This window comes from Pseudomonas sp. CC11G (assembly GCF_056174845.1).
Genome location: NZ_JBWBZC010000017.1, coordinates 56,089 through 76,149 on the forward strand (window position 1 = coordinate 56,089; position 20,061 = coordinate 76,149).

A 20,061-nucleotide genomic window follows, 5' to 3' on the forward strand; every position below is an offset into this window, starting at 1 on the left:
TGGCCGGGGATTTTTCGTTTACTGGAAGCGCCCGACCTCGGCGCGTAAATCTGCTGCCAGCTTGTCCAGCTCCTTGGCCGTTTCTGCCAGGTTGGTGATCACTTCATGCTGTTCGCTGTTGGCCAGGGCAATGCTCTGCAGGTTGCTGCTGAGCATCGTGGCTGTGCTGCTTTGCTCGCCGGTGGCGGTGGTGATGGCGGCAAACTGCTCGCCTGCGGCCTGGCTTTGCTCGGCAATTTGCGTAAGCGCCTGCGCCACCTTGGCGTTGCGTTGCAGGCCATCCTGCATTTGCAGCTTGCCCTGCTCCATGGTGGCAATGGCGCTGCTGGTTTCGCCTTGAATGCTTTGGATCATGGCGGAGATTTCGTTGGTTGCATCACGGGTGCGGCCGGCCAGGCTGCGCACTTCGTCCGCGACTACTGCAAAGCCGCGGCCTTGCTCACCAGCGCGTGCTGCTTCGATGGCGGCGTTAAGCGCCAACAGGTTGGTCTGGTCAGCGATAGAGGTAATCACGCTGACGATGCCGCCGATTTCCTGCGAACGCTGGCCGAGGGTATTGATCACATCGGCTGTGCCGTTCAGCGAGCTGGAAATCTGCTCCAGTGCCGCCGAAGCCTCTTCCATCGAGGTGCGGCCGATACGGGTTTGCTGCGAGTTTTCGTTCGCCAGGCGCTCGGTGTGGCGCATGTTGTCCGCGATGTTCAGCGACGTGGCGCTGAATTCTTCGACGGCGCCGGCCATGCTGCTGATTTCGCCGGATTGCTGCTCGATGCCTTCATAAGCGCCGGACGACAAACCGGCCAACGCCTGGGCGCGGCTGCTTACATTTTCGGCCGCACCGCGAATACGCGACACCATGGTCGACAGCGCTTCGCCCATCTGGTTGAAGTTGCGCGCCAACTCGCCAATTTCGTCGTGGCTGGTGATATTCAGGCGCACGCTCAGGTCGCCGTTGCCAAGTGCTTGTGCCTGCTCCACCAGGTCACCCAAGGCCGTAGTTTGCGGCGCAGCAGCCAGATGACCGCGCCCACTGCCAACAGTAGCGTCAGCAAGCTGCCGATCGCCAATTGGCTGCCCACGTGCCAGGTCACTGCCTGAATTTCTGCGTTGGGCATGCTGGCCAGAACGGTCCATGGGCCGCCGGCAAATGGCATGGCCACGCTGTAGAAGGTCTGCTCGCCGTCCTCCCAGAACACGCCTTGCCCAGGTTTGGCGGCCAGCGCCGCAACTTCGTCGATGGCTTTCTCAGGCTGCTTGGCCCCGGCCGGGGCGACCAGCCAATGCTTCTGCTCGTCCAGCAAGGCCAGCGAGCCGGTCGAGCCTATGCGAAAGCGTTTGAGGTTATCGAACTGGGCGTTCTGCGCAGCGGTGTAATCGAAGCCGACAAACAGCACCGCAATCACGCGGCCCGCCGGGTCGGTGACCGGCGTGTACTGGGTCATGTAAAAGCGGTCAAACAACAGCGCGCGGCCCACGTAATTCTGGCCACCGAGCAAGCGTTGGTAGGCCGGATGGGCGTGATCCAGTGCGGTGCCAATGGCGCGGCTGCCGTCCTGCTTGGTCAACGACGTGGTGACGCGAATAAATTCGTCGCCATCACGCACAAACACGGTAGCCACCCCCGCCGTGAGATTGCGGAATTCGTCGACTTCGTTGAATTCGTTATTCAGCCGGATATCGCCCAGATAGAGCGACGGCGTTTGCATCACCCCCACAGCAACGCGTTCATCGGCGTGCACATTCAGCCCGCCGCGAAAACGCTGCTCGAACAGACCCGCCAGGCGTTGCGTGCTTTCGCGCAGGCTGTCGTGAAAGGTACTCAACTGATCGGCCAATAGGCGCGCTTCGCTGCCCAGATGCTCTTCGCGGGTCGCCAGGGTGGCGTTGCTGAGCGAACGCAGCGCGAACAGGGTACTGAGACCAATCAACAACACCAGAATGACCGCCAGTGCCGAGGCCAATTGCCAGGCAATGCGGGAGCGGGGCTGGGACATTTACATCTCCGTGGGGTAATACGGGCTTTGGACAGTTGCCGCTTGCCTAATAAAAGCAGAAATAAGGCCGTTCGCTTGTGGCGGGCGGCCTGCTGACTAGGTGTTCGGCGGGGCGCGCAGAATACTTGAGTAATTTCGTGCGTCAATTAAAAAGCGGCATTTGGCCAGCACTCGGTCGGAATAACCGCAAACCGTCCCTAGACCAGCCGTTCAACTCTGGCAAATGCATGGCTGCAACCTCGGCCAAGAGGTAATCACGCAGCCGGTGATAACGCGCCTGGCCGCGCCGCGCTTTCGGCCAGACCAAGTAGTAACTGTCCCCACTGGCCGCCGCGCTTCGCCATGGCAGGCCGAGGCGCCCTTGCGCCACGTCCTCGGCCACCATCACCAGATCGCCAATGGACACTCCGTAGCCGCGCGCCGCCGCCACCATGCCGAGTTCCAGCGTATCGAACACCTGCCCGCCTTTAAGGGCGATGTCTTCCGTGAGCCCCGCTGCCTGCAACCAACGGCGCCAATCGCGGCGGTCAGGGTCGGATGCAGCAGCTCGGCTTGTTGTAGACGCGCCAAATCCCACGGCCCCTGAACCACTGCTTCCGGCGCGCAGACGGGAATAAGCCACTCGGCAAACAGCTCGACGCTCTCCCATTCCTCAGAGAACCCGCCCTTGCCGAGCAACACCGCGCAGTCAAAGGGCTCGTGATGGAAATCGACCCGGTCGACATCCATCCAGGCACTGGTCAGTTGCACTTCCATGCCATCACCGAGCAAGCGAAAGCGCGACAGTCGCGCCAGCAGCCAGCGCATGGTCAGCGTCGAAGGGGCCTTAAGTCGCAAAATGCTGTCATCCGCACTCAGCGTGCCGCACGCCCGCTCCAGCGAAGCGAAGCCATCGCGTACACCGGGCAGCAACAAATGGGCGGCCTCGGTCAGCTGTAAATTGCGGCCTGAACGCTGAAACAGGCGACAGCCAAAGTGCTCTTCAAGCGTGCGGATATGCCGACTCACCGCACTCTGGGTGATAGCTAGCTCCTGCGCCGCCTGGGTAAACGATGCATAACGCGCCGCCGCTTCAAAAGCACGCAAGGCATATAAACCGGGAAGTCGCTGCGACATAAACTAAGCTCCAACACGAAGACTCACATGAGTTTAAGTCATGCCAGCCATCGTTTTTATCCTTTTGTGCCCGGCTACGCAAAGCCTGAGAATTGCAGTTCTTCAGCCATGACCCAGCAGTCTGGCCTTTATCTTTCCTGAGCCAGACTCATCATGCCCACCCCCACCCGCGCCGAACTGAAAGCCATCCTGCGCCTTGCCGGCCCTCTTATTGCCGCGCAACTGGCGCACGTGATGATGGTGTTTACCGACACCGTCATGATGGGCCTGCTCGGCCCGGCGGCTTTGGCCGGCGGCGGGCTTGGCGCGGCCAGCTATTCCTTTGTGTCGATCTTCTGCGTTGGCGTGATTGCGGCTGTGGGTAATCTGGTCGCCATCCGTCACGGCAGCGGTGATCGCCGCGGCGTGGTGCAAATTACCCAGAACGGGCTGTGGCTCGGCTGGGCGCTGGCCTTGGCCGCCGGTGTGCTCCTGTGGAATCTGGGGCCGATTCTGCTGCTTTTTGGCCAGACACCGGACAACGTGCACGGCGCCGGACAATTCTCGCCACCCTGGCCTTCGCCCTGCCGGGCTATATGACTTTTATGGCGCTGCGCGGCTTTACCAGCGCCATCGGCCGCGCCGGTCCTGTTATGGCCATCAGCATCGGCGGAGCCATTGCCAACCTGCTGCTCAACTATGCGTTGATCAAAGGGCTTTTCGGCCTGCCACATCTGGGGCTGGCGGGGATCGGCTTGGTCACGGCGATGGTCAGCACCTTGATGGCGCTGGCGTTGGCGCTGCATGTCATGCGTCACGCCGCCTATGGGCCGTACCCGCTGTTTAAAGGGCTGATGCATGCCGAGCGCACCGCCATGGTGGAATTGCTGCGCCTTGGTCTGCCGATTGGCGGCACCTATGCGGTCGAGTCCGGCCTTTTTGCATTTGCCGCGCTGTGCATGGGGGCGCTGGGCAGCACACAGTTGGCGGCGCACCAGATCGCCCTGCAGTCGGTGTATGTGGCGTTTATGGTGCCGGTGGGTATTTCGTATGCGGTGACCTTCCGTATCGGCCAGCACTTCGGTGCCGGTCGTCTCGAAGAAGCGCGCCGCGCGGGGCGCCTGGGCATAGCCATTGGCGGCGTGTGCATGCTGGGGTTTGCCCTGCTGTTCTGGCTAGCGCCGCGGGCCGTGGTGGATCTGTTTCTGGATGCCAACGACCCGGCCTTTGCCGACATCATCGCCATGGCCGTCAGCCTGCTGGCCATCGCCGCGCTGTTCGAGCTGTTCGACGGCATTCAAACCATCGCCATGGGCGCTATTCGTGGCCTCAAGGACGCCCACACTACGTTTGTGGTGGGCATCATCTGCTACTGGCTGGTGGGCGCGCCGGCCGCCTGGCTACTGGCCTTCCATCTGAACTGGGGCGCGCAAGGCGTGTGGTGGGGGCTGGCGGCCGGCTTGGCCTGTGCGGCGCTCGGCCTGACCCTGGGTTTCGAATGGAAAACGGCGCGGTTGCTGGCGGTTAAACCGTCGACAATCCCGTCAGCATCGCCTGACGATTGCCAAACACCAGAAAGCGCGCCAAGTCGGCCAGCGGCAGAGGTTTGCTGACCAGATAACCCTGCACCTGATCACAGCCGAACTGGCGCAGCAGCGCCAGTTGTTCGGCGTTCTCGACGCCCTCGGCCACCACGGCCAGCTCCAGGTTATGCGCCAGGTTGATCATCGCCCGCACCAGTTGACGATTTTCCGGACGATTGTCCATGCCGCCAACAAAGCTCTTGTCGATTTTCAGCATGGTGATGGGCAGGTTGTTCAGGTGGACGAACGACGAGAAACCAGTGCCGAAGTCATCTAGGGAAAACCGCACCCCCAGCTTGCCCAGCGCTTTCATGGTCTGCTGCACATGGTCGCTGCGGCGCATCACGGCGGTTTCGGTGAGCTCGAACTCCAGCCATTGCGCATCCACGCCACGCTCTTCAATCAAGCGACCCAAGGTCGACAACAACTGACTGTCTTGAAACTGGCGGAACGACAGATTCACCGCCATATGCAGTGCCGGCAGACCGCGGCCACGCAGCCACTGCATATCCCGCAGCGCGCGGGAAATCACCCAGTAACCCAGCGGCACGATCAGCCCGCTCTCTTCGGCCAGCGGAACGAATTCGTTGGGCGCCAGCAGCCCGCGCTCGGCATGGCGCCAACGCACCAAGGCTTCCAACCCGAGGATTTGTCCGGTTTTCAGGCACAGGCGCGGCTGGTAATGCAGCTCCAGCTCATCGCGGCGCAAGGCGCGGCGCAGCTCGGTTTCCAGATCGGCGAGGCTACGGGCGTTGCGGTTGATGCGCTCGTCGAACACATGAAAGGTGCAGCCCTGCTGGCTCTTGGCTTGCTGCATGGCGATATGGGCGTGCCACATCAGCGGGTCGGCGCCGGCATCGGCGCGGGCATGGGCCACGCCCAGGCTGCAACCGATCAGCAGGCTTTCACCGTCCACCCAATAGGGCTCGGACAGCGCTTCGGTAATTCGTTCGGCAATCTTCTCGGCGCGTTTGGGGTCGCGACGGATATCCAGCAGCAAGGCAAATTCATCGCTACCCAGGCGGGCCAGGTGATCGTCGACCGACAACTGCGCCTTCAAACGCGCCACCACCTGCAAAATCAGGCGGTCGCCGGCCTGGTGGCCGAGGGCGTCGTTGGCGTGCGAAAGTTATCCAGATCGAGATGGCCGAGGGCCAGGCCACGGCCTTTGAATTCGGCGAGCTGCGCGGTGAGCAGCGTCTGAAAGCCCTGGCGGTTGGCGATGCCGGTGAGCGGGTCTTGTTCGGCCAAACGCTGCAGGGTGTCTTTGAGTACCCCGTGTTCGCGCACATAGCGCAGGCAGCGGCGCAGGGTGTCGGGGGTGAGCGAGCTGCGGACCAGCCAGTCGCTGACGCCAACCGGCGGCTCACCCGGCTCGTGTCCAGCAGCAATACGGTGGCCAATGGGCAACTGCCCGGTGCGGGCTGCAAACCCGGGTAGTCAGCAGAAGGCCTTGGGTGTGTTCGTCGAACAAGCCACTGGCGGCAGTCCACGACGGCGCGGTAATCAGCGCCGACAGGTTGCCCATCGCAGCCAGTTGCTCGCGCAGTAACGCCGCCCATTCTGGCGATTCGGCCAGCAGGACAATACGCAAGGTTTCGACATGCGTAGACAAACGACTTCCCCCAAAGCATTGCACATGGCGGTTCTACCGCCCTTTCGCGCCGTTATCGGCGTCTCTTGCGCACTCCCTGTGCGATGTATTTTCACATCAGCCCCCGCTGATGCGGCACTAGCGTACTGCATTGGTACAAATAACCAAGGCCGTCACGCAGCCAACAAGGTCTGCGTCACAGTATCCAGACGGTTACGGCATTCTGCATCAGGCCTGCTAAAATGCGCGCCCCTTTCCTTTGATACCTGACGATGTCCCGACTCAACCCCCGGCAGCAAGAAGCCGTGAACTACGTCGGCGGCCCACTATTGGTGCTCGCTGGCGCCGGCTCTGGCAAGACCAGCGTGATCACCCGCAAGATTGCCCACTTGGTTCAGCAGTGTGGCATTCGCGCGCAGCACATCGTTGCGATGACCTTCACAAACAAGGCCGCGCGGGAAATGAAAGAACGCGTCGGCACCCTGCTCAAGGGCGCCGAGGGCCGTGGCCTGACGGTGTGCACCTTTCACAACTTGGGCATGAACATCATCCGCAAGGAAGGCGCGCGCCTGGGTTACAAGCCCGGTTTCTCGATTTTCGATGACGGCGATATCAAGGCGCTGCTCAGCGACATCATGCAAAAAGAGTACTCGGGCGACGACGGCATCGACGAAATCAAAGGCTATATCGGCTCGTGGAAAAACGACCTGATCCTGCCACCCGAAGCTCTTGAAACCGCGCGCAACCCGAAAGAACAGACCGCCGCCATCGTCTACATGCACTACCAGCGCACGCTCAAGGCGTACAACGCGGTGGACTTCGACGACCTGATCCTGCTGCCGGTAAAACTGTTCCAGGAGCACGCCGACATCCTGGAGAAGTGGCAAAACAAGGTGCGTTACCTGCTGGTGGACGAATACCAGGACACCAACGCCAGCCAGTACCTGCTGGTGAAAATGCTGGTGGGCATGCGCAACCAGTTCACCGTGGTGGGCGACGACGACCAGTCGATCTACGCCTGGCGTGGCGCGCGCCCGGAAAACCTGATGCTGCTCAAAGACGATTTCCCGTCGCTCAAGGTGGTGATGCTCGAGCAGAACTACCGCTCCACCAGCCGCATCCTCAAATGCGCCAACACGCTGATCGCCAATAACCCGCACGCATTCGAGAAACAACTGTGGAGCGAGATGGGCCACGGCGACGAGATTCGGGTGATTCGCTGCAAGAACGAAGACGCCGAATGCGAGCGCGTGGCGATGGAAATTCTTAGCCTGCACCTGCGCACCGACCGGCCGTACAGCGATTTCGCCATCCTTTACCGTGGCAACTACCAGGCCAAGCTGATGGAGCTGAAACTGCAGCACCACCAGATTCCCTATCGCCTGTCGGGCGGCACCAGCTTCTTTGCCCGTCAGGAAGTAAAAGACCTGATGGCTTACTTCCGCCTGCTGGTAAACCCGGATGACGACAACGCCTTTCTGCGGGTGATCAACGTACCGCGCCGCGAGATCGGCTCCAGCACCCTGGAAAAACTCGGCAACTACGCCACCGAGCGCAAAATCTCGATGTACAACGCCACCGACGAAATGGGCCTGGGCGCGCACCTGGACAGCCGCTACAGCGAACGGCTGCAACGCTTCAAACAGTGGATGGACAAGATCCGCCAGCAATGCGCCGAGAACGAGCCGATTGCCGTGCTGCGCAGCATGGTCATGGACATCGACTACGAGAACTGGCTGCGCCAGAACGCTTCCAGCGACAAGGTGGCCGAAGCGCGGATGGGCAACGTCTGGTTTCTGATCGACGCGCTGAAAAACACCCTTGAGCGCGACGAAGATGGCGATATGACCATCGAGGACGCCATCGGCAAACTGGTGTTGCGCGACATGCTCGAACGCCAGCAGGAAGAGGAAGAAGGCGCCGAGGGCGTGCAGATGCTGACGCTGCATGCCTCCAAAGGCCTGGAGTTCCCGTACGTATTCATCATCGGCATGGAAGAAGAAATCCTGCCGCACCGCTCCAGCATCGAAGCCGACACCATTGAAGAAGAACGCCGCCTGGCTTACGTGGGCATCACCCGCGCGCGGCAGACGCTGGCGTTCACCTTCGCGGCCAAGCGCAAGCAATACGGCGAGATCATCGACTGCTCACCGAGCCGTTTTCTCGATGAATTGCCGCCCGAAGACCTGGCCTGGGAAGGCTTGGAAGACACGCCTGTGGAAGTCAAAGCCGTACGCGGCAATGCGGCGTTGGCCGATATCCGCGCCATGATGAAAAAGTGACCGGGCGCGCTTGCACGCATGCCCTACCTTTACTAAACCCAGCAACAACTGAAATGAGAGCCCTGAGATGGAAGCGCTGAAAAACAAGATTATCGAAGAAGGCGTGGTGCTGTCCGACCAGGTGCTCAAGGTCGATGCCTTTCTCAACCACCAGATCGACCCGCGCCTGATGCAACAGATCGGCTCGGCCTTTGCCGAGCTGTTCAAGGATCAGGGCATTACCAAGATCGTGACCATCGAAGCGTCGGGCATTGCCCCGTCGATCATGGCCGGTCTGGAACTCGGCGTGCCGGTGATTTTCGCGCGCAAATACCAGTCGCTGACCCTCACCGACAACCTGCTGGTGTCCAAGGTGTTTTCCTTCACCAAACAGACCGAAAGCACCATCGCCGTCTCGGCCAAGCACCTGCTGCCAACTGACCGCGTGCTGCTGATCGACGACTTCCTCGCCAACGGCCGCGCGGCCCATGGGTTGATCGACCTGATCAAACAGTCCGGCGCCACCATCGTGGGCATTGGTGTGGTGATCGAGAAGTCGTTCCAGAAAGGCCGCGAAGAACTCGACGAGCAAGGCTACTGGGTCGAGTCGCTGGCGCGGATCAAATCGCTGGAAGGCGGTAAGGTCGAGTTTCTGGAGTAAGCCTGAGCGATTCCGGATTCCCGCCTGCGCGGGAATGACGGCGTTATCACAAACGCCACCGTCATCCCCGCGCAGGCGGGGATCCAGAATGGTGAGCCGAGCACGTTGCCTGCAACCCCGCTAATACCAGCTTCTGATACACCTGCTCCTTCAACCCTTGCGGCTGCGCCAACTGCAGCCGCTCAAGGTGCGCGTCGAACACGCCCGGCGGCGGCTGATCGAACAACGCCGCCTTGCCCAGATCCAGAATCTCGCTGAGCTTGAGCTTGCTCTTCAGCCAGCGCAGCGCCCGCAGCAAGTCCTGCTCTTCGCCGGTGAAATCGCATCCCAACGGGTACTCGGCAAACAGCTGCCGATGCTGTTCGTAGCACGCCTGCAAGCGCTCCGGCGTGTTATCGCGGTACGCCTCCTCCAGCACAAAATCCTCGCTCAGCTTGCCGGCGTCCTGCGCCTGCTGAATCAGCTCGTCCTGAAACCGTGAGTCGGCAATTTGCAGCAAGGCGGTGATCACCTGCGCGTCGTTCTTGCCGCGCAAGTCGGCGATGCCGTACTCGGTAATCACGATATCGCGCAGGTGCCGGGGAATGGTGGTGTGGGCGTACTGCCAGCGGATATTTGAGCTCACCTCACCATCCGCCTCGCGCCAGCTGCGCAACATCAGGATGGCGCGAGCGTCGCCCAACTCATGAGCTTGAGCAAAGAAGTCGTATTGGCCGCCGACACCGCTGATTACGCGGCCATCTTCCAACTGATCGGCCGCGCTGGCGCCAAGCAACGTGACGCAGAACGCGCTGTTGATAAACCGCGCCTGGCCGCGCTGCAAACGCTTGAGGTCTTCCTGCCCGTACAGGCGGTTGATATAGCTGATGCCGGTCATGCCGATGCGTGAACGGCGCTCGTCGCTGAGCTGCTGCAAACGGCGGTAAAACGCCTGCGGCCCGAGGAAAAAACCACCGTGAATGCATACGCCGGCGCCGGTCGGTTGCAGGTAGGGCTGCAAGGCCGAGACACAGGCGGGGTTGTGCAAATCGGCGACGATCATCTGGCCGTTGGCGAAGCGCAGGTTCTGGCCTTCGACGCTGACCTCACCGGTCAGCAAACCCTGCGTTTGTAGCCAGGTAATCAGCGGTTGGTCCAGTTGCAACTCCGGTTCCGCGGCGCACCAGGCGGCGAGATCGAGCTGCCCGTGTTCATCCAGCACGCCGGCATTGGCCAACCGTTGCAGGCGCTCATCGGGGAATACCGGGCGGCGCACGATGCCAGCGTCGAACAAGGCCACCAGCCCCGGCACCAGCATTTCGCTGCAGCCGTACAAACCCTTGGCGAACGGCTGCACGCCACCGAAGCGCTCGATCAACTCGGCCCAACGCGGCGCATGCAGGTCCTGCAACAGGGCCTGATAGCCCGCGTTGTCGCCCTGGCGATTAAGTAGTGCGGCCGTCACGGCATCGCCCATCGAACCGATGCCGATCTGCAACGTACCGCCATCGCGCACCAGGCTGCTGGCGTACAGGCCGATGGCATGGTCGGCGATGCCGACCGGCATATTCGGCGTGGAGAACAAGGTGCTTGGCTCGCCGGCCTCAACCAGCAGATCGAAATCCTCCAGCGGCCGCTCGGCATCGCCGGGCATATACGGCAAGTCCGCATGCAACTGGCCGACGCAGAGAATGGTTTCTCCGGCCTGCTTGCGCGCTTGCAGCATGGGCAATAAATCGAGGGTGATATCGGTGTTGCAGCTCAGGCTCAGGGTGTTCGGGCGGGCGATATCGGCGGCAACCAATTGCGCCACCACGTTGATGCCCTTGCGGTTGAGGTCGCGGGCTACCTGGCTGTAATTAAGGCTGACGTAGGCCTGCTGGGCCTTGGGGTTATGCAGTTGGCTACCCGGCTGCAGGTAGAACTCCTGCAACTGCACGTTGGCGGGAAGCCCGCCGCGGCGCTGGTCTTTGAGGTAATCGAGCTCGGGATAATTGCCGAATACGCGCTCGAGAAATGGCGCCATCAGACGCTTTCAAGATCGCTGCTGGCGTGAGGGCGACCCAGGGACAGGGCGGTATAGATGGTCAGCGAGCGATGGGGTTCGGCCTTGATTCGCTGGTAGAGCGCGTTGACCAGGCGATTGGGCTTGCCCAGACCAAGGGGCAAACCGAGGTGAATCGGCCCGTCGATACGCTGCAGAATCTGCTCGACGACATAATCCAGGGAGCTAAGGGCCACAGATCAATCTCCATAAGACGGCTTGTGGAGTGTGACTGCAAAAACGCTGGAATGACGCCCGTGGTTACAATCCGTCGGGGAATTATTTTAACGGTGCGCCAGACAAGACTCCTGACACACCGCCATGGACCACAACACCGGCGCTGTTACCAGCGCAACGACATCCCGACAGTGCCGCTGGTGGAGCCTTTGATTTCCGTCTTGTCATCGAAGGCGCCGCGCTGACTCAGTTCGGCGTAAATGACGTAGGTCGGCGACAGATGCAGGTTCGCGCCCACGGCCAGTTCAGCGCCTGAATGCGCGCCGGAGGTTTTGATCCTGGCGCTGCCGGCGGGCCCGATATAGTGGCCGACGTCGGCACTGCCGCTGCCCTTGTACAGATTGACCTGCGTATAGGGCTGCAGCATACGCCAGTTGCGGTCGGCTCACTCGCCACACGCAACCCCGCCCTGCCCAGCCAGCTGGCCGGCGTGTCCTGCCGAACTTGGGCACCGGGAATGCGGACGTCGTCCATGTCGAGTTGCTGAACCATCAGCTGCAATTGCGGCTCCACGTGCCAGCCGGATCCGACCGGAAACGCTTGGCCCGCTTCGATCGAGGCCGACAGGCTTTCGCCCTTCCCTTTTGTTGCAGCGCTGCCGCTGGATTTGGCCGAGTAACGATGAAACCCTTTCTGCAGGACCACGTCGGCGTAGGCGCGGCTGCTGTTTCGCCAGGTTCCATAGCCGCCAACGTAGTTGTTCTTCAAATCGTTGCTGCCCACCTGCTTGTCGGCGGCGCCGGCATAGGCCCCGCTCACACTCATATCGCCGTCGAGCTGGCCAATGTAGGCGCCGGCACGCCAGTCTCCGTTCGCCCACAGATCGCTACCGACCTGAAACCCGTTAAACCGCCCTTCGCTGGTCGGGTTCAGAGGGCCGCTCTGATTTATCGTGCGTTGCGCACTGATCACCCGCCCCCACGCCTGGCGCTGCTCGGCGCCATCTGGCTGGGCGCTGCCCCCTCTTTGAAACAAGGTTCCCAACATGGCCTGGTTAGCTTGCCTGAACTGCTCTGGCAGGGCGCCATACAGCAGGGTTTCCCGCCGATACGCTGGCGCATCGCTGCCGGGCATGGGCAGGGAGGAACGCAGATACCAGCTCTCGCCTGCGCCATTGGCGTCGGCGGCAAACAGCCGGTACTCATACGCGCCGGCATCGACATGCCCACCGACCAACCGGAAGCCATCCGCACTGCTTTGCGCGGTGCTGGTTGCGCCATTGATGGCGCTCACCACTTCAATGCCATCGCCCTCCGTCAACGCGCCCAATCCGTCCAGATTGACCACCTGAATATGGGTTGCGCCGGTCACTTTGGCAGCGGCGCCGTCCAGTACCAACCGGTCGCTGATACTGGTGCTGTCATCCAGGACGACGCCGAGGCGCAGCACGCCGCCGCTGCCGTGCCATACGCCGGTGACCGCCAACGTGGTCCCAGGCACATCGCCCAGCAGGTTGACCAGGCCACTGTTGTTCATTCCGGCAATTGTCTGGTCGTGACCATTAAGGTCGAGGTTGGCGCCGGATTGAACGCTGTACACCGAGTTCGCACTGAGCGTGTTGGCGGCGCCTGCCAGCAGGGTTCCGGCTGCTACGTTTGTGGCACCGGAGTAGGTGTTGGCGCCGTTCAGAATGAGCGTGCCAAGCCCCGTCTTGGTCAATTGGCCTGCGCTTCCCGCTAGCGCATCGCTGATGGCGCCGTCGATGGTCAGCGTCGTGTCTGCCTCGGTGGAGAAAGCCCCGCCAGCGCTGCCTAGCAGCACGTCTCGCGTCATGGTGTAAGAGCCTGTGGCGTTGACGGTGCCGCCGTCCAACGTCAGCTTCGACGAAGCGGCGCCGAGATTCCCATCGGCACTGGTGCTGATCGTGCCGCCACGAACGGTTGTACCGCCCAGGTACGAATTGGTGTTGGTAAGTGTCAGGACACCGGAGCCGGTTTTCTCGAGCGAACCGTTGCCACTGACAATGCCGTCAATCGTCAGATTATTAGCCTGGGTATCGAGCGTACCTAGGCCGTCGAAAACGAACGCGTTGGCCATAACCAGGCCTTCGGTATTCGCAACGATGTCAGCACTGGCGCTGGCCTGCACCCATATCGCACCGTCGATAACCGACCCGGTGTCCATTTGAAGCCGGTTACTGTTGCCGCCTGTCCAGTTGATTGCAGCCCCCTGCTCACCATTGCCAGCCGACACGTAAGCGGTACCACCCTTGCCTCCCGCGCCACCGGCAATAGTCCCGCTATTGATGATGGTGACGTTGGCACCTTGAACGCCTGCGCCGCCTCCCCCGCCACCCGTGGCCGACTCTGCCGAGCCCCATCTGCTCGCGCCGTTGCCACCTTCACCGCCCTTGATGAGGCCTCCGTCATTAACCAACGTACCCCCGTCGGAAAAAATCACACCGCTCCCTCCACCTCCTCCACCGCCAGCGTTGGACTGAGTGGAGCCTGGTCGCGCCCCAGCTCCGGCCCCGCCGTTGCCACCTATTACTTGCACGCTCTGGTTGACCGTTATGGTGACTGCAGACGACGCGAAAATACCGCCGCCGCCACCGCCGCCACTCGATCCGTGAAACTGAGCAGAATTACCCGCCACACCATTAGCCCCGTCACCCCCAGAAGTGGACTGCGTGACGCTAAGATCGGTAGCGACCGAAGTCCCTACTATGCCGCCCTTGGCAGCGTTGACCGCGTTGTTGACGTAGTTATAACCATCGCCTCCATTGCCACCAGAAGGGCCTGCTGTTTGATTCGCAAACACGCCGGAATAGCCGCCTCCTGCGCCGCCCGCCTCCCCATAGCCTGCCCCAGCGCCTCCGCTGCCAGGCGCACCGCTGGCCAACGAGGCGCCGAGCAGCAGCCCTGCACCTAAAAACGCGGCCGCATAAAAGCCGCCTCGTTCACGGCGTATAGGAGCAATAACGTTCACAGAGGCCGACAGCAGGTGCGGGGGTTGTGGAAAGACAGGTGAGATGAGGCGGCGGCTAAAGGCGTTTAGAGCGAGCGGCGGCGCGCAAAGCGCCACTGGCACAGGGCAACTGAGCCCTTCTCGAACGAACGTGGACAGAATCGACATTGGCGCTCTCCAGAAAAAGAAGGCCCAAGTCTATGGACGGGATACCCATCCAAGATGGAAGCAACAGACGCAAACCTCGTACGAAGTTTCCGTCACCTGGCAAGAAATGAAGCCCGTTTTCCTACAGCCCAATTCCCAGCCCTCCCTTGCCCGCATCCCATCATTTTTCTCAACTAAAACCCGGGCTCCAGCCTCGCCAACTGGTGGTAATCATCGTGTTCGGTAGACACGCAGCCATAAAAAAATGCCCCGTATCTTTCGACACGGGGCATTTTTTGAAGCACCACAGATGGCTAGATTTTCACACCATCCGCTAAAGGCAGCTGTTCAGTAACGCCAACCTTACTTAAGGCCGGACATCTTCTGGATAGTGGCTTTCAGCTCAGCATCGCTGCAATCAGCACAGGTGCCTTTTGGCGGCATGCTGTTGATACCGGTGATGGCTTTGGCCAGCAGACCGTCGAGGCCGCCCTGGTGGTCGGCGCGGTCTTTCCAGGCAGCGCTGTCACCAATCTTCGGAGCACCCAGTACACCGGCGGTGTGGCAAGCGCCACAGTGGCCAGCAATGATGTCATCCGGCGTTTTCGCGCCGCCGCCAGCAGCGGCAGCAACGGTTTCGATGCCTTTGCACTCTTCGCCCTGGATGCACACTTCACCCACTGGCTTCAGTCGCGCAGCGATGTCGTCATTGGTCGTCGCAGCCTGAGCGCTGACCGCCCAGAGGGCCAACACAGCGACGTGCGCCGCCAGCATTTTCTTAATTAGGTTCACGCTTACACCCTCTATCGTGGCTAGTCACGCTCGCGGCCACGGTTGCGCGAGCGGGCGTCAGTATACCGATTAGGTCGGTGTGTCGAAACACGCCATCCTGTCGCAGGTCGTTGGGATAAAACAAAGCCGCCCAAAGGACGGCGTTTTTCTGGTGTTTAGAGCTCGGCGGGCTGCAAGGCCCTGCTTCAAGCTTAGAAGTTCGCCGGTGTCGTCGCGCTGATCAGGCGTGCCGGTTCACCGAACGGGTTACGGAAACGATGGGGCTTACTGCTTTCAAAGTAGTAGCTGTCACCGCTTTCGAGGATATAAATCTCGCTGCCTACCGTCAGTTCCAGGCGACCGTCGACCAACAGACCCGACTCTTCACCTTCATGGGTAAGCATCTCGTCGCCGGTATCGGAGCCTGGCGGATAGGTTTCGTCGAGAAAGGCGATGGCCCTACTCGGATGCGCCTTGCCGACCAATTTCATGGTGACCGCGCCACTGGACAAATCGACCAGTTCGCTCGCTTTGTAAACCACTTGGGTGTGGTTGTCCTGTTCCACTTCGAGGGAGAAAAACTCGACCAACGACATGGGTATGCCTGCCAACACTTTTTTCAGCGAGCTGATCGAGGGGCTTACGCTGTTCTTCTCGATCATGGAAATAGTGCTGTTGGTGACGCCCGCCCGTTTGGCGAGTTCACGTTGAGACAGGCCTTTAAGCTTGCGAATAGATTGCAGTCGAACGCCGACGTCCAATGATAGAGCCCCCTTGGGAAGATGCGGATTTGAGGCCGCATCATCGCAACAGCGTTCAGTATTTACAACACTTGGACTGCAATCCTGCTCAGGCTCGGCGCTAAGCCCCGGAATAGACGAGTGGGGCCCGCCGTAAATTACAAAAAATCTGGTAGGGAATTGTGCCAGCGGCTGCCGCTACGTCGCTGGCCAGTACCTGTTTGCCCCACAACTCCACCCGACTTCCGACCCCAGCCTGAGGCAGATGGGTGAGATCGACGGTGAGCATATCCATCGAAACCCGGCCAATCAGACGGCTCGGCTGGCCATCGATGGTCACCGGGGTGCCGCTCGGCGCATGGCGCGGGTAGCCATCGGCGTACCCCATGGCCACCACACCGACGCGGGTCGGTTGTTCGGTGACGTAACGGGCGCCATAACCAATCGGCTCGCCCGCCGGCAGTTCGCGCAGGCTGATGATTTTCGATTCCAGGGTCATCACCGGTTGTAAGCGGGCGGCATGCTCGTGCGGGGTTTCGAACGGGCTGGCGCCGTACAGCATCAGCCCGGAGCGCACCCAATCGGTTTTCTGCAAGGCGGGAAAACGCGGCGACCAACCGAGAATGGCCGGCGAGTTGTACAGACTGACTTCAGCCTGCAAGCCTTCGCGGGCCTGAGCGAAGGCGGTCATCTGCTCTTCGCTGCGCGGATTTTCCAGTTCATCGGCGCGGGAAAAGTGCGTCATCAGCACAATCTTTTCGACCTTGCCGCTCGCCTGTAAGCGGCGGTAGGCGTCCTGGTACTGCTCGGGGAAAAAGCCCACGCGATGCATGCCCGAGTCCAGCTTCAACCACACCTGCAACGGCTTGCGCAGCTGGGCGCGTTCGATGGCATCCACCTGCCAGGGCGCATGCACCACGCACCAGAAATCATGCTCGACGATCAGCGCCAGTTCATCGGCTTCGAAAAACCCTTCGAGCAACAGAATCGGCCCGGTGATACCGGCCGCGCGCAGGCTCAGTGCTTCTTCGATAGCGGCTACAGCAAACCCGTCGGCCTCATTCTGCAATGCCTGCGCACAAGGCACCGCGCCATGACCGTAGGCATCGGCCTTGATCACCGCCAACGCCCGGGCGCCGGTCAATTCACGGGCCAGGCGGTAGTTATGGCGCAGAGCAGCGAGGTCGATCAGGGCACGGGCGGGACGCATGGCGACGGTCTTCTTGGTGTTTTTCTAGTGAGATGAAGGCTTACGGCAGGGCCGCGATGACGGTCATTTCCACCAACGCTTCGTCGGTGTACAGCTTGGCTTCAACGCAGGCGCGGGCCGGTGCGGTGCCGGGCGTAACCCAGGCGTCCCACACGGCATTCAGGCCGGCATAACCGCTGACCATGTCTTTGAGGTAGATGGTTACCGACAGGATACGGCTCTTGTCGGTACCGGCCTCGGCGAGCAGGCGGTCGATGTTGTTCAGGGTTTCCCGCGTCTGCTGGGCCGCGTCGCCGGCGTAACTGTCAGCCAACTGGCCGGCCAGGTAGACCGTGCCGTTGTGGATAACAATTTCGCTGTAACGGGTTTCAGTGTGCTGGCGCTGGATGGGCATGTTTGTGGCTCTCTTTGGCGTGGCCGTAGCGGGAAATATCAAGACCTTCGGCGCTGATCTGCGGTTGTTTTTTCGCCATCAGGTCAGCCAGCAAACGGCCAGAGCCGCAGGCCATGGTCCAACCGAGGGTGCCGTGGCCGGTGTTAAGAAACAGATTCTTGTATGCGGTGGCGCCAACGATTGGCGTGCCGTCCGGCGTGGTCGGGCGCAGGCCGGTCCAGAACTCGGCCTGGGCCAGATTGCCGCCTTGTGGATAAAGATCGTTGACGATCATTTCCAGGGTTTCGCGGCGACGCGGGTTGAGGCTCAGGTCGAAGCCGGCGATTTCCGCCATGCCACCGACGCGGATGCGGTTGTCGAAACGGGTGATCGCGACCTTGTAGGTCTCATCGAGAATGGTCGAAGTCGGAGCCATGTCGCCGTTGGTGATCGGCACGGTCAGCGAGTAACCCTTGAGCGGGTACACCGGCGCCTTGATGCCCAGCGGCTTGAGCAACTGCGGCGAGTAGCTGCCGAGGGCCAGCACGTAGCGATCGGCGGTTTCCAGCTTGCCGTTCACCCACACCCCATTGATGCGGTCGCCGGCGTGGTCGAGACCTTCGATGGTTTGGCCGAAACGGAATTCCACACCCAGCTCTACGCACATTTCTGCCAGGCGGGTGGTGAACATCTGGCAATCGCCAGTCTGGTCGTTCGGCAGACGCAGGGCGCCAGCAAGGATATTGGTGACGCCAGCCAGGGCAGGCTCTACGCGGGCAATGCCGTCACGGTCAAGCAATTCATACGGCACGCCGGATTGCTCCAGCACGGCGATGTCTTTGGCGGCGTTATCCAGTTGCGCTTGAGTGCGGAACAGTTGGGTGGTGCCTAAGCTCCGGCCTTCATAAGCGATGCCGGTTTCGGCGCGCAGTTCGTCGAGGCAGTCGCGGCTGTATTCAGACAACCGCACCATGCGCTCTTTATTCACCGCATAACGGCTGGCGGTGCAGTTGCGCAGCATCTGCAGCATCCACATGTATTGGTCGATATCGGCGGTGGCCTTGATGGCCAGTGGCGCGTGGCGTTGCAGCAGCCACTTGATGGCTTTGAGCGGCACACCCGGGGCGGCCCAGGGCGAGGCGTAACCAGGCGAGACCTGACCGGCGTTAGCGAAGCTGGTTTCCTTGGCGGGCGCGTCCTGACGGTCGACCACCACCACTTCAAAGCCGGCACGGGCCAGATAGTAGGCGCTGGTGGTACCAATCACACCGCTGCCCAACACCAGAACTCGCATGGTTTGCTCCCTCGTCGCGACTTTACGCTGACGTTTGATATCTTGATCGAAATTCCGCGCAGTATATGGAGCCGCTGCCAGTGCATTTCACTGTATTGATAGCTATATTTGGCGAGAATTCTTGGCAAAAGCCCTTAATACAGAGGCAGATTCCCCATGAGAACCCAGCATCAGAGCCGTCGTGAACTGGACAAAATCGACCGTAATATTTTACGGATCCTGCAGGAAGACGGTCGTCTGTCCTTCACCGAGCTGGGGGAGCGCGTCGGCCTGTCCACCACGCCCTGCACCGAGCGGGTTCGCCGCCTGGAGCGCGAGGGCATCATCATGGGCTACAACGCCCGGCTGAATCCCCAGCACCTCAAGGCCAGCCTGTTGGTGTTCGTTGAGATTAGTTTGGACTACAAATCTGGCGATACTTTCGAGGAGTTCCGACGGGCTGTGCTGAAGCTGCCGCACGTGTTGGAGTGCCATTTGGTGTCGGGCCACTTTGACTACTTAGTTAAGGCGCGGATTTCCGAGATGGCCTCGTACCGCAAACTGCTGGGCGACATCCTGCTCAAACTCCCACATGTGCGTGAGTCCAAGAGCTATATCGTGATGGAAGAAGTGAAGGAAAGTCTGACCCTGCCCGTGCCGGACTAAGGCCTCAAACTAATACCTGACGGGTGCTGGCAATCAGCTGATGCACGCCCTTTTCCACCCGCTCATCTATCCACTCTTCCGGCCGCTGACCATTCGGGCACGGCAGGCGCGGCGTGGTGCCGAACAGACGGCAAATCAGCGGGCGCTGGTCATACACCGTGCAGCCTTGCGGGCCCAGGTGCACACAGTTGAACTCGGCCAGCGCGGCATCGTGCTCGGCATCGCTCTTTACCGGCAGACGAGACATTTCCTCAGACGAGGCCGTCACCGGCCCACAGCAGTCATGGCAACCCGGCACGCAGGCAAAGCTGGGGATGCGCTGGCGCAGGTGGTCGATCTTGCGGCTGTTGCAGCTCATGGAGTGCAGTTCATGGGATGGCATCCTCGAATGGCGCGGCATATTAGCAAAAGCCGACCCTTTCTCTTCCCAGTCTTGTCTATTCACGACCGAACGGTAGTTTTTTCCTACTACGCTCTTGGCTCGGTCTGACCCCGCGCTTATCCTGCGTAAAATTTACCAAACATA

The 20,061-nt window shown here is 61.0% G+C and carries 14 protein-coding genes and 3 pseudogenes; 4 read left to right on the plus strand and 13 right to left on the minus strand.

Annotation, left to right across the window (positions count from 1 at the left end; genetic code table 11):
• Positions 1 to 18: 18 nt before the first annotated feature.
• From AC0V2S_RS18985 to AC0V2S_RS18995, 3 genes and pseudogenes are all read right to left on the minus strand, one after another.
• On the minus strand, positions 19 to 879 hold the full coding sequence (locus AC0V2S_RS18985; RefSeq protein ID WP_475511143.1) for a methyl-accepting chemotaxis protein: 861 nt from the start codon (positions 877 to 879) through the stop codon (positions 19 to 21).
• A 62-nt stretch (positions 880 to 941) separates the two neighbouring features.
• Complete coding sequence (locus tag AC0V2S_RS18990) at positions 942 to 1,994, minus strand: Cache 3/Cache 2 fusion domain-containing protein (RefSeq protein ID WP_475511076.1); 1,053 nt, start codon at positions 1,992 to 1,994, stop codon at positions 942 to 944.
• A gap of 142 nt (positions 1,995 to 2,136) precedes the next feature.
• Positions 2,137 to 3,110, minus strand: a pseudogene (locus AC0V2S_RS18995) (LysR substrate-binding domain-containing protein).
• A 153-nt stretch (positions 3,111 to 3,263) separates the two neighbouring features.
• Between AC0V2S_RS18995 and AC0V2S_RS19000 the strand changes: the two are divergent.
• Positions 3,264 to 4,702: pseudogene (locus AC0V2S_RS19000) on the plus strand (NorM family multidrug efflux MATE transporter).
• Here the strand turns inward: AC0V2S_RS19000 and AC0V2S_RS19005 are convergent.
• Positions 4,614 to 6,128: pseudogene (locus tag AC0V2S_RS19005) on the minus strand (putative bifunctional diguanylate cyclase/phosphodiesterase); the annotation flags it as partial. The pseudogenes AC0V2S_RS19000 and AC0V2S_RS19005 overlap by 89 nt on opposite strands.
• Positions 6,129 to 6,538: 410 nt before the next feature.
• Here AC0V2S_RS19005 and rep point away from each other — a divergent pair.
• The gene (rep, locus tag AC0V2S_RS19010) at positions 6,539 to 8,548 is read left to right on the plus strand and encodes a DNA helicase Rep (RefSeq protein ID WP_475511077.1); all 2,010 of its coding nucleotides are present in this window, start codon (positions 6,539 to 6,541) and stop codon (positions 8,546 to 8,548) included.
• Between the two features lie 67 nt (positions 8,549 to 8,615).
• Positions 8,616 to 9,188, plus strand: a complete 573-nt coding sequence (locus AC0V2S_RS19015) for a xanthine phosphoribosyltransferase (protein ID WP_475511078.1) — start codon at positions 8,616 to 8,618, stop codon at positions 9,186 to 9,188.
• A 61-nt stretch (positions 9,189 to 9,249) separates the two neighbouring features.
• Here AC0V2S_RS19015 and AC0V2S_RS19020 read toward each other — a convergent pair whose 3' ends face one another.
• From AC0V2S_RS19020 to dadA, 8 genes are all read right to left on the minus strand, one after another.
• Positions 9,250 to 11,193, minus strand: coding sequence for an acetyl-CoA hydrolase/transferase C-terminal domain-containing protein (locus tag AC0V2S_RS19020; protein WP_475511079.1), 1,944 nt, complete (start codon positions 11,191 to 11,193; stop codon positions 9,250 to 9,252).
• Positions 11,193 to 11,408, minus strand: a complete 216-nt coding sequence (locus AC0V2S_RS19025; RefSeq protein ID WP_475511080.1) for a hypothetical protein — start codon at positions 11,406 to 11,408, stop codon at positions 11,193 to 11,195. The genes AC0V2S_RS19020 and AC0V2S_RS19025 overlap by 1 nt, the downstream gene beginning before the upstream one ends.
• 226 nt (positions 11,409 to 11,634) lie before the next feature.
• On the minus strand, positions 11,635 to 13,848 hold the full coding sequence (locus AC0V2S_RS19030) for an autotransporter family protein (RefSeq protein WP_475511081.1): 2,214 nt from the start codon (positions 13,846 to 13,848) through the stop codon (positions 11,635 to 11,637).
• A 1,017-nt stretch (positions 13,849 to 14,865) separates the two neighbouring features.
• Positions 14,866 to 15,294: a c-type cytochrome gene (locus AC0V2S_RS19035; RefSeq protein ID WP_475511082.1), complete on the minus strand. Its 429-nt coding sequence runs from the start codon at positions 15,292 to 15,294 to the stop codon at positions 14,866 to 14,868.
• Between the two features lie 191 nt (positions 15,295 to 15,485).
• Positions 15,486 to 16,034 (minus strand): cupin domain-containing protein, encoded by a 549-nt coding sequence (locus AC0V2S_RS19040; RefSeq protein ID WP_475511083.1) that lies wholly within the window; start codon positions 16,032 to 16,034, stop codon positions 15,486 to 15,488.
• Positions 16,035 to 16,134: 100 nt separating this feature from the next.
• Positions 16,135 to 17,223 (minus strand): alanine racemase, encoded by a 1,089-nt coding sequence (alr, locus tag AC0V2S_RS19045; protein ID WP_475511084.1) that lies wholly within the window; start codon positions 17,221 to 17,223, stop codon positions 16,135 to 16,137.
• 40 nt (positions 17,224 to 17,263) lie between these two features.
• Entirely contained in the window at positions 17,264 to 17,617 is a 354-nt protein-coding gene (locus AC0V2S_RS19050; protein WP_475511085.1) for a RidA family protein, read from the minus strand.
• Positions 17,592 to 18,890 carry a D-amino acid dehydrogenase gene (gene dadA / locus AC0V2S_RS19055; RefSeq protein WP_475511086.1) on the minus strand — a complete coding sequence of 433 codons (1,299 nt, stop codon included), beginning with the start codon at positions 18,888 to 18,890 and terminating at the stop codon, positions 17,592 to 17,594. Before dadA ends, AC0V2S_RS19050 begins: the two co-directional genes overlap by 26 nt.
• A 156-nt stretch (positions 18,891 to 19,046) precedes the next feature.
• Between dadA and dadR the strand changes: the two genes are divergently transcribed.
• Entirely contained in the window at positions 19,047 to 19,535 is a 489-nt protein-coding gene (gene dadR, locus AC0V2S_RS19060) for a transcriptional regulator DadR (protein WP_108098017.1), read from the plus strand.
• Positions 19,536 to 19,539: 4 nt separating this feature from the next.
• On the opposite strand, the gene AC0V2S_RS19065 is transcribed toward dadR, so the two are convergent.
• Positions 19,540 to 19,893, minus strand: coding sequence for a YkgJ family cysteine cluster protein (locus tag AC0V2S_RS19065; protein WP_108098018.1), 354 nt, complete (start codon positions 19,891 to 19,893; stop codon positions 19,540 to 19,542).
• Positions 19,894 to 20,061 lie beyond the last annotated feature (168 nt).

Bases quoted from the DNA above. Each gene is read 5' to 3' on its own strand.
- AC0V2S_RS18985 (WP_475511143.1), bottom strand. From the start codon at position 879: ATGGGCGAAGCGCTGTCGACCATGGTGTCGCGTATTCGCGGTGCGGCC.
- AC0V2S_RS18990 (WP_475511076.1), bottom strand. From the start codon at position 1,994: ATGTCCCAGCCCCGCTCCCGCATTGCCTGGCAATTGGCCTCGGCACTG.
- rep (WP_475511077.1), top strand. From the start codon at position 6,539: ATGTCCCGACTCAACCCCCGGCAGCAAGAAGCCGTGAACTACGTCGGC.
- AC0V2S_RS19015 (WP_475511078.1), top strand. From the start codon at position 8,616: ATGGAAGCGCTGAAAAACAAGATTATCGAAGAAGGCGTGGTGCTGTCC.
- AC0V2S_RS19020 (WP_475511079.1), bottom strand. From the start codon at position 11,193: ATGGCGCCATTTCTCGAGCGCGTATTCGGCAATTATCCCGAGCTCGAT.
- alr (WP_475511084.1), bottom strand. From the start codon at position 17,223: ATGCGTCCCGCCCGTGCCCTGATCGACCTCGCTGCTCTGCGCCATAAC.
- AC0V2S_RS19050 (WP_475511085.1), bottom strand. From the start codon at position 17,617: ATGCCCATCCAGCGCCAGCACACTGAAACCCGTTACAGCGAAATTGTT.
- dadA (WP_475511086.1), bottom strand. From the start codon at position 18,890: ATGCGAGTTCTGGTGTTGGGCAGCGGTGTGATTGGTACCACCAGCGCC.
- dadR (WP_108098017.1), top strand. From the start codon at position 19,047: ATGAGAACCCAGCATCAGAGCCGTCGTGAACTGGACAAAATCGACCGT.
- AC0V2S_RS19065 (WP_108098018.1), bottom strand. From the start codon at position 19,893: ATGAGCTGCAACAGCCGCAAGATCGACCACCTGCGCCAGCGCATCCCC.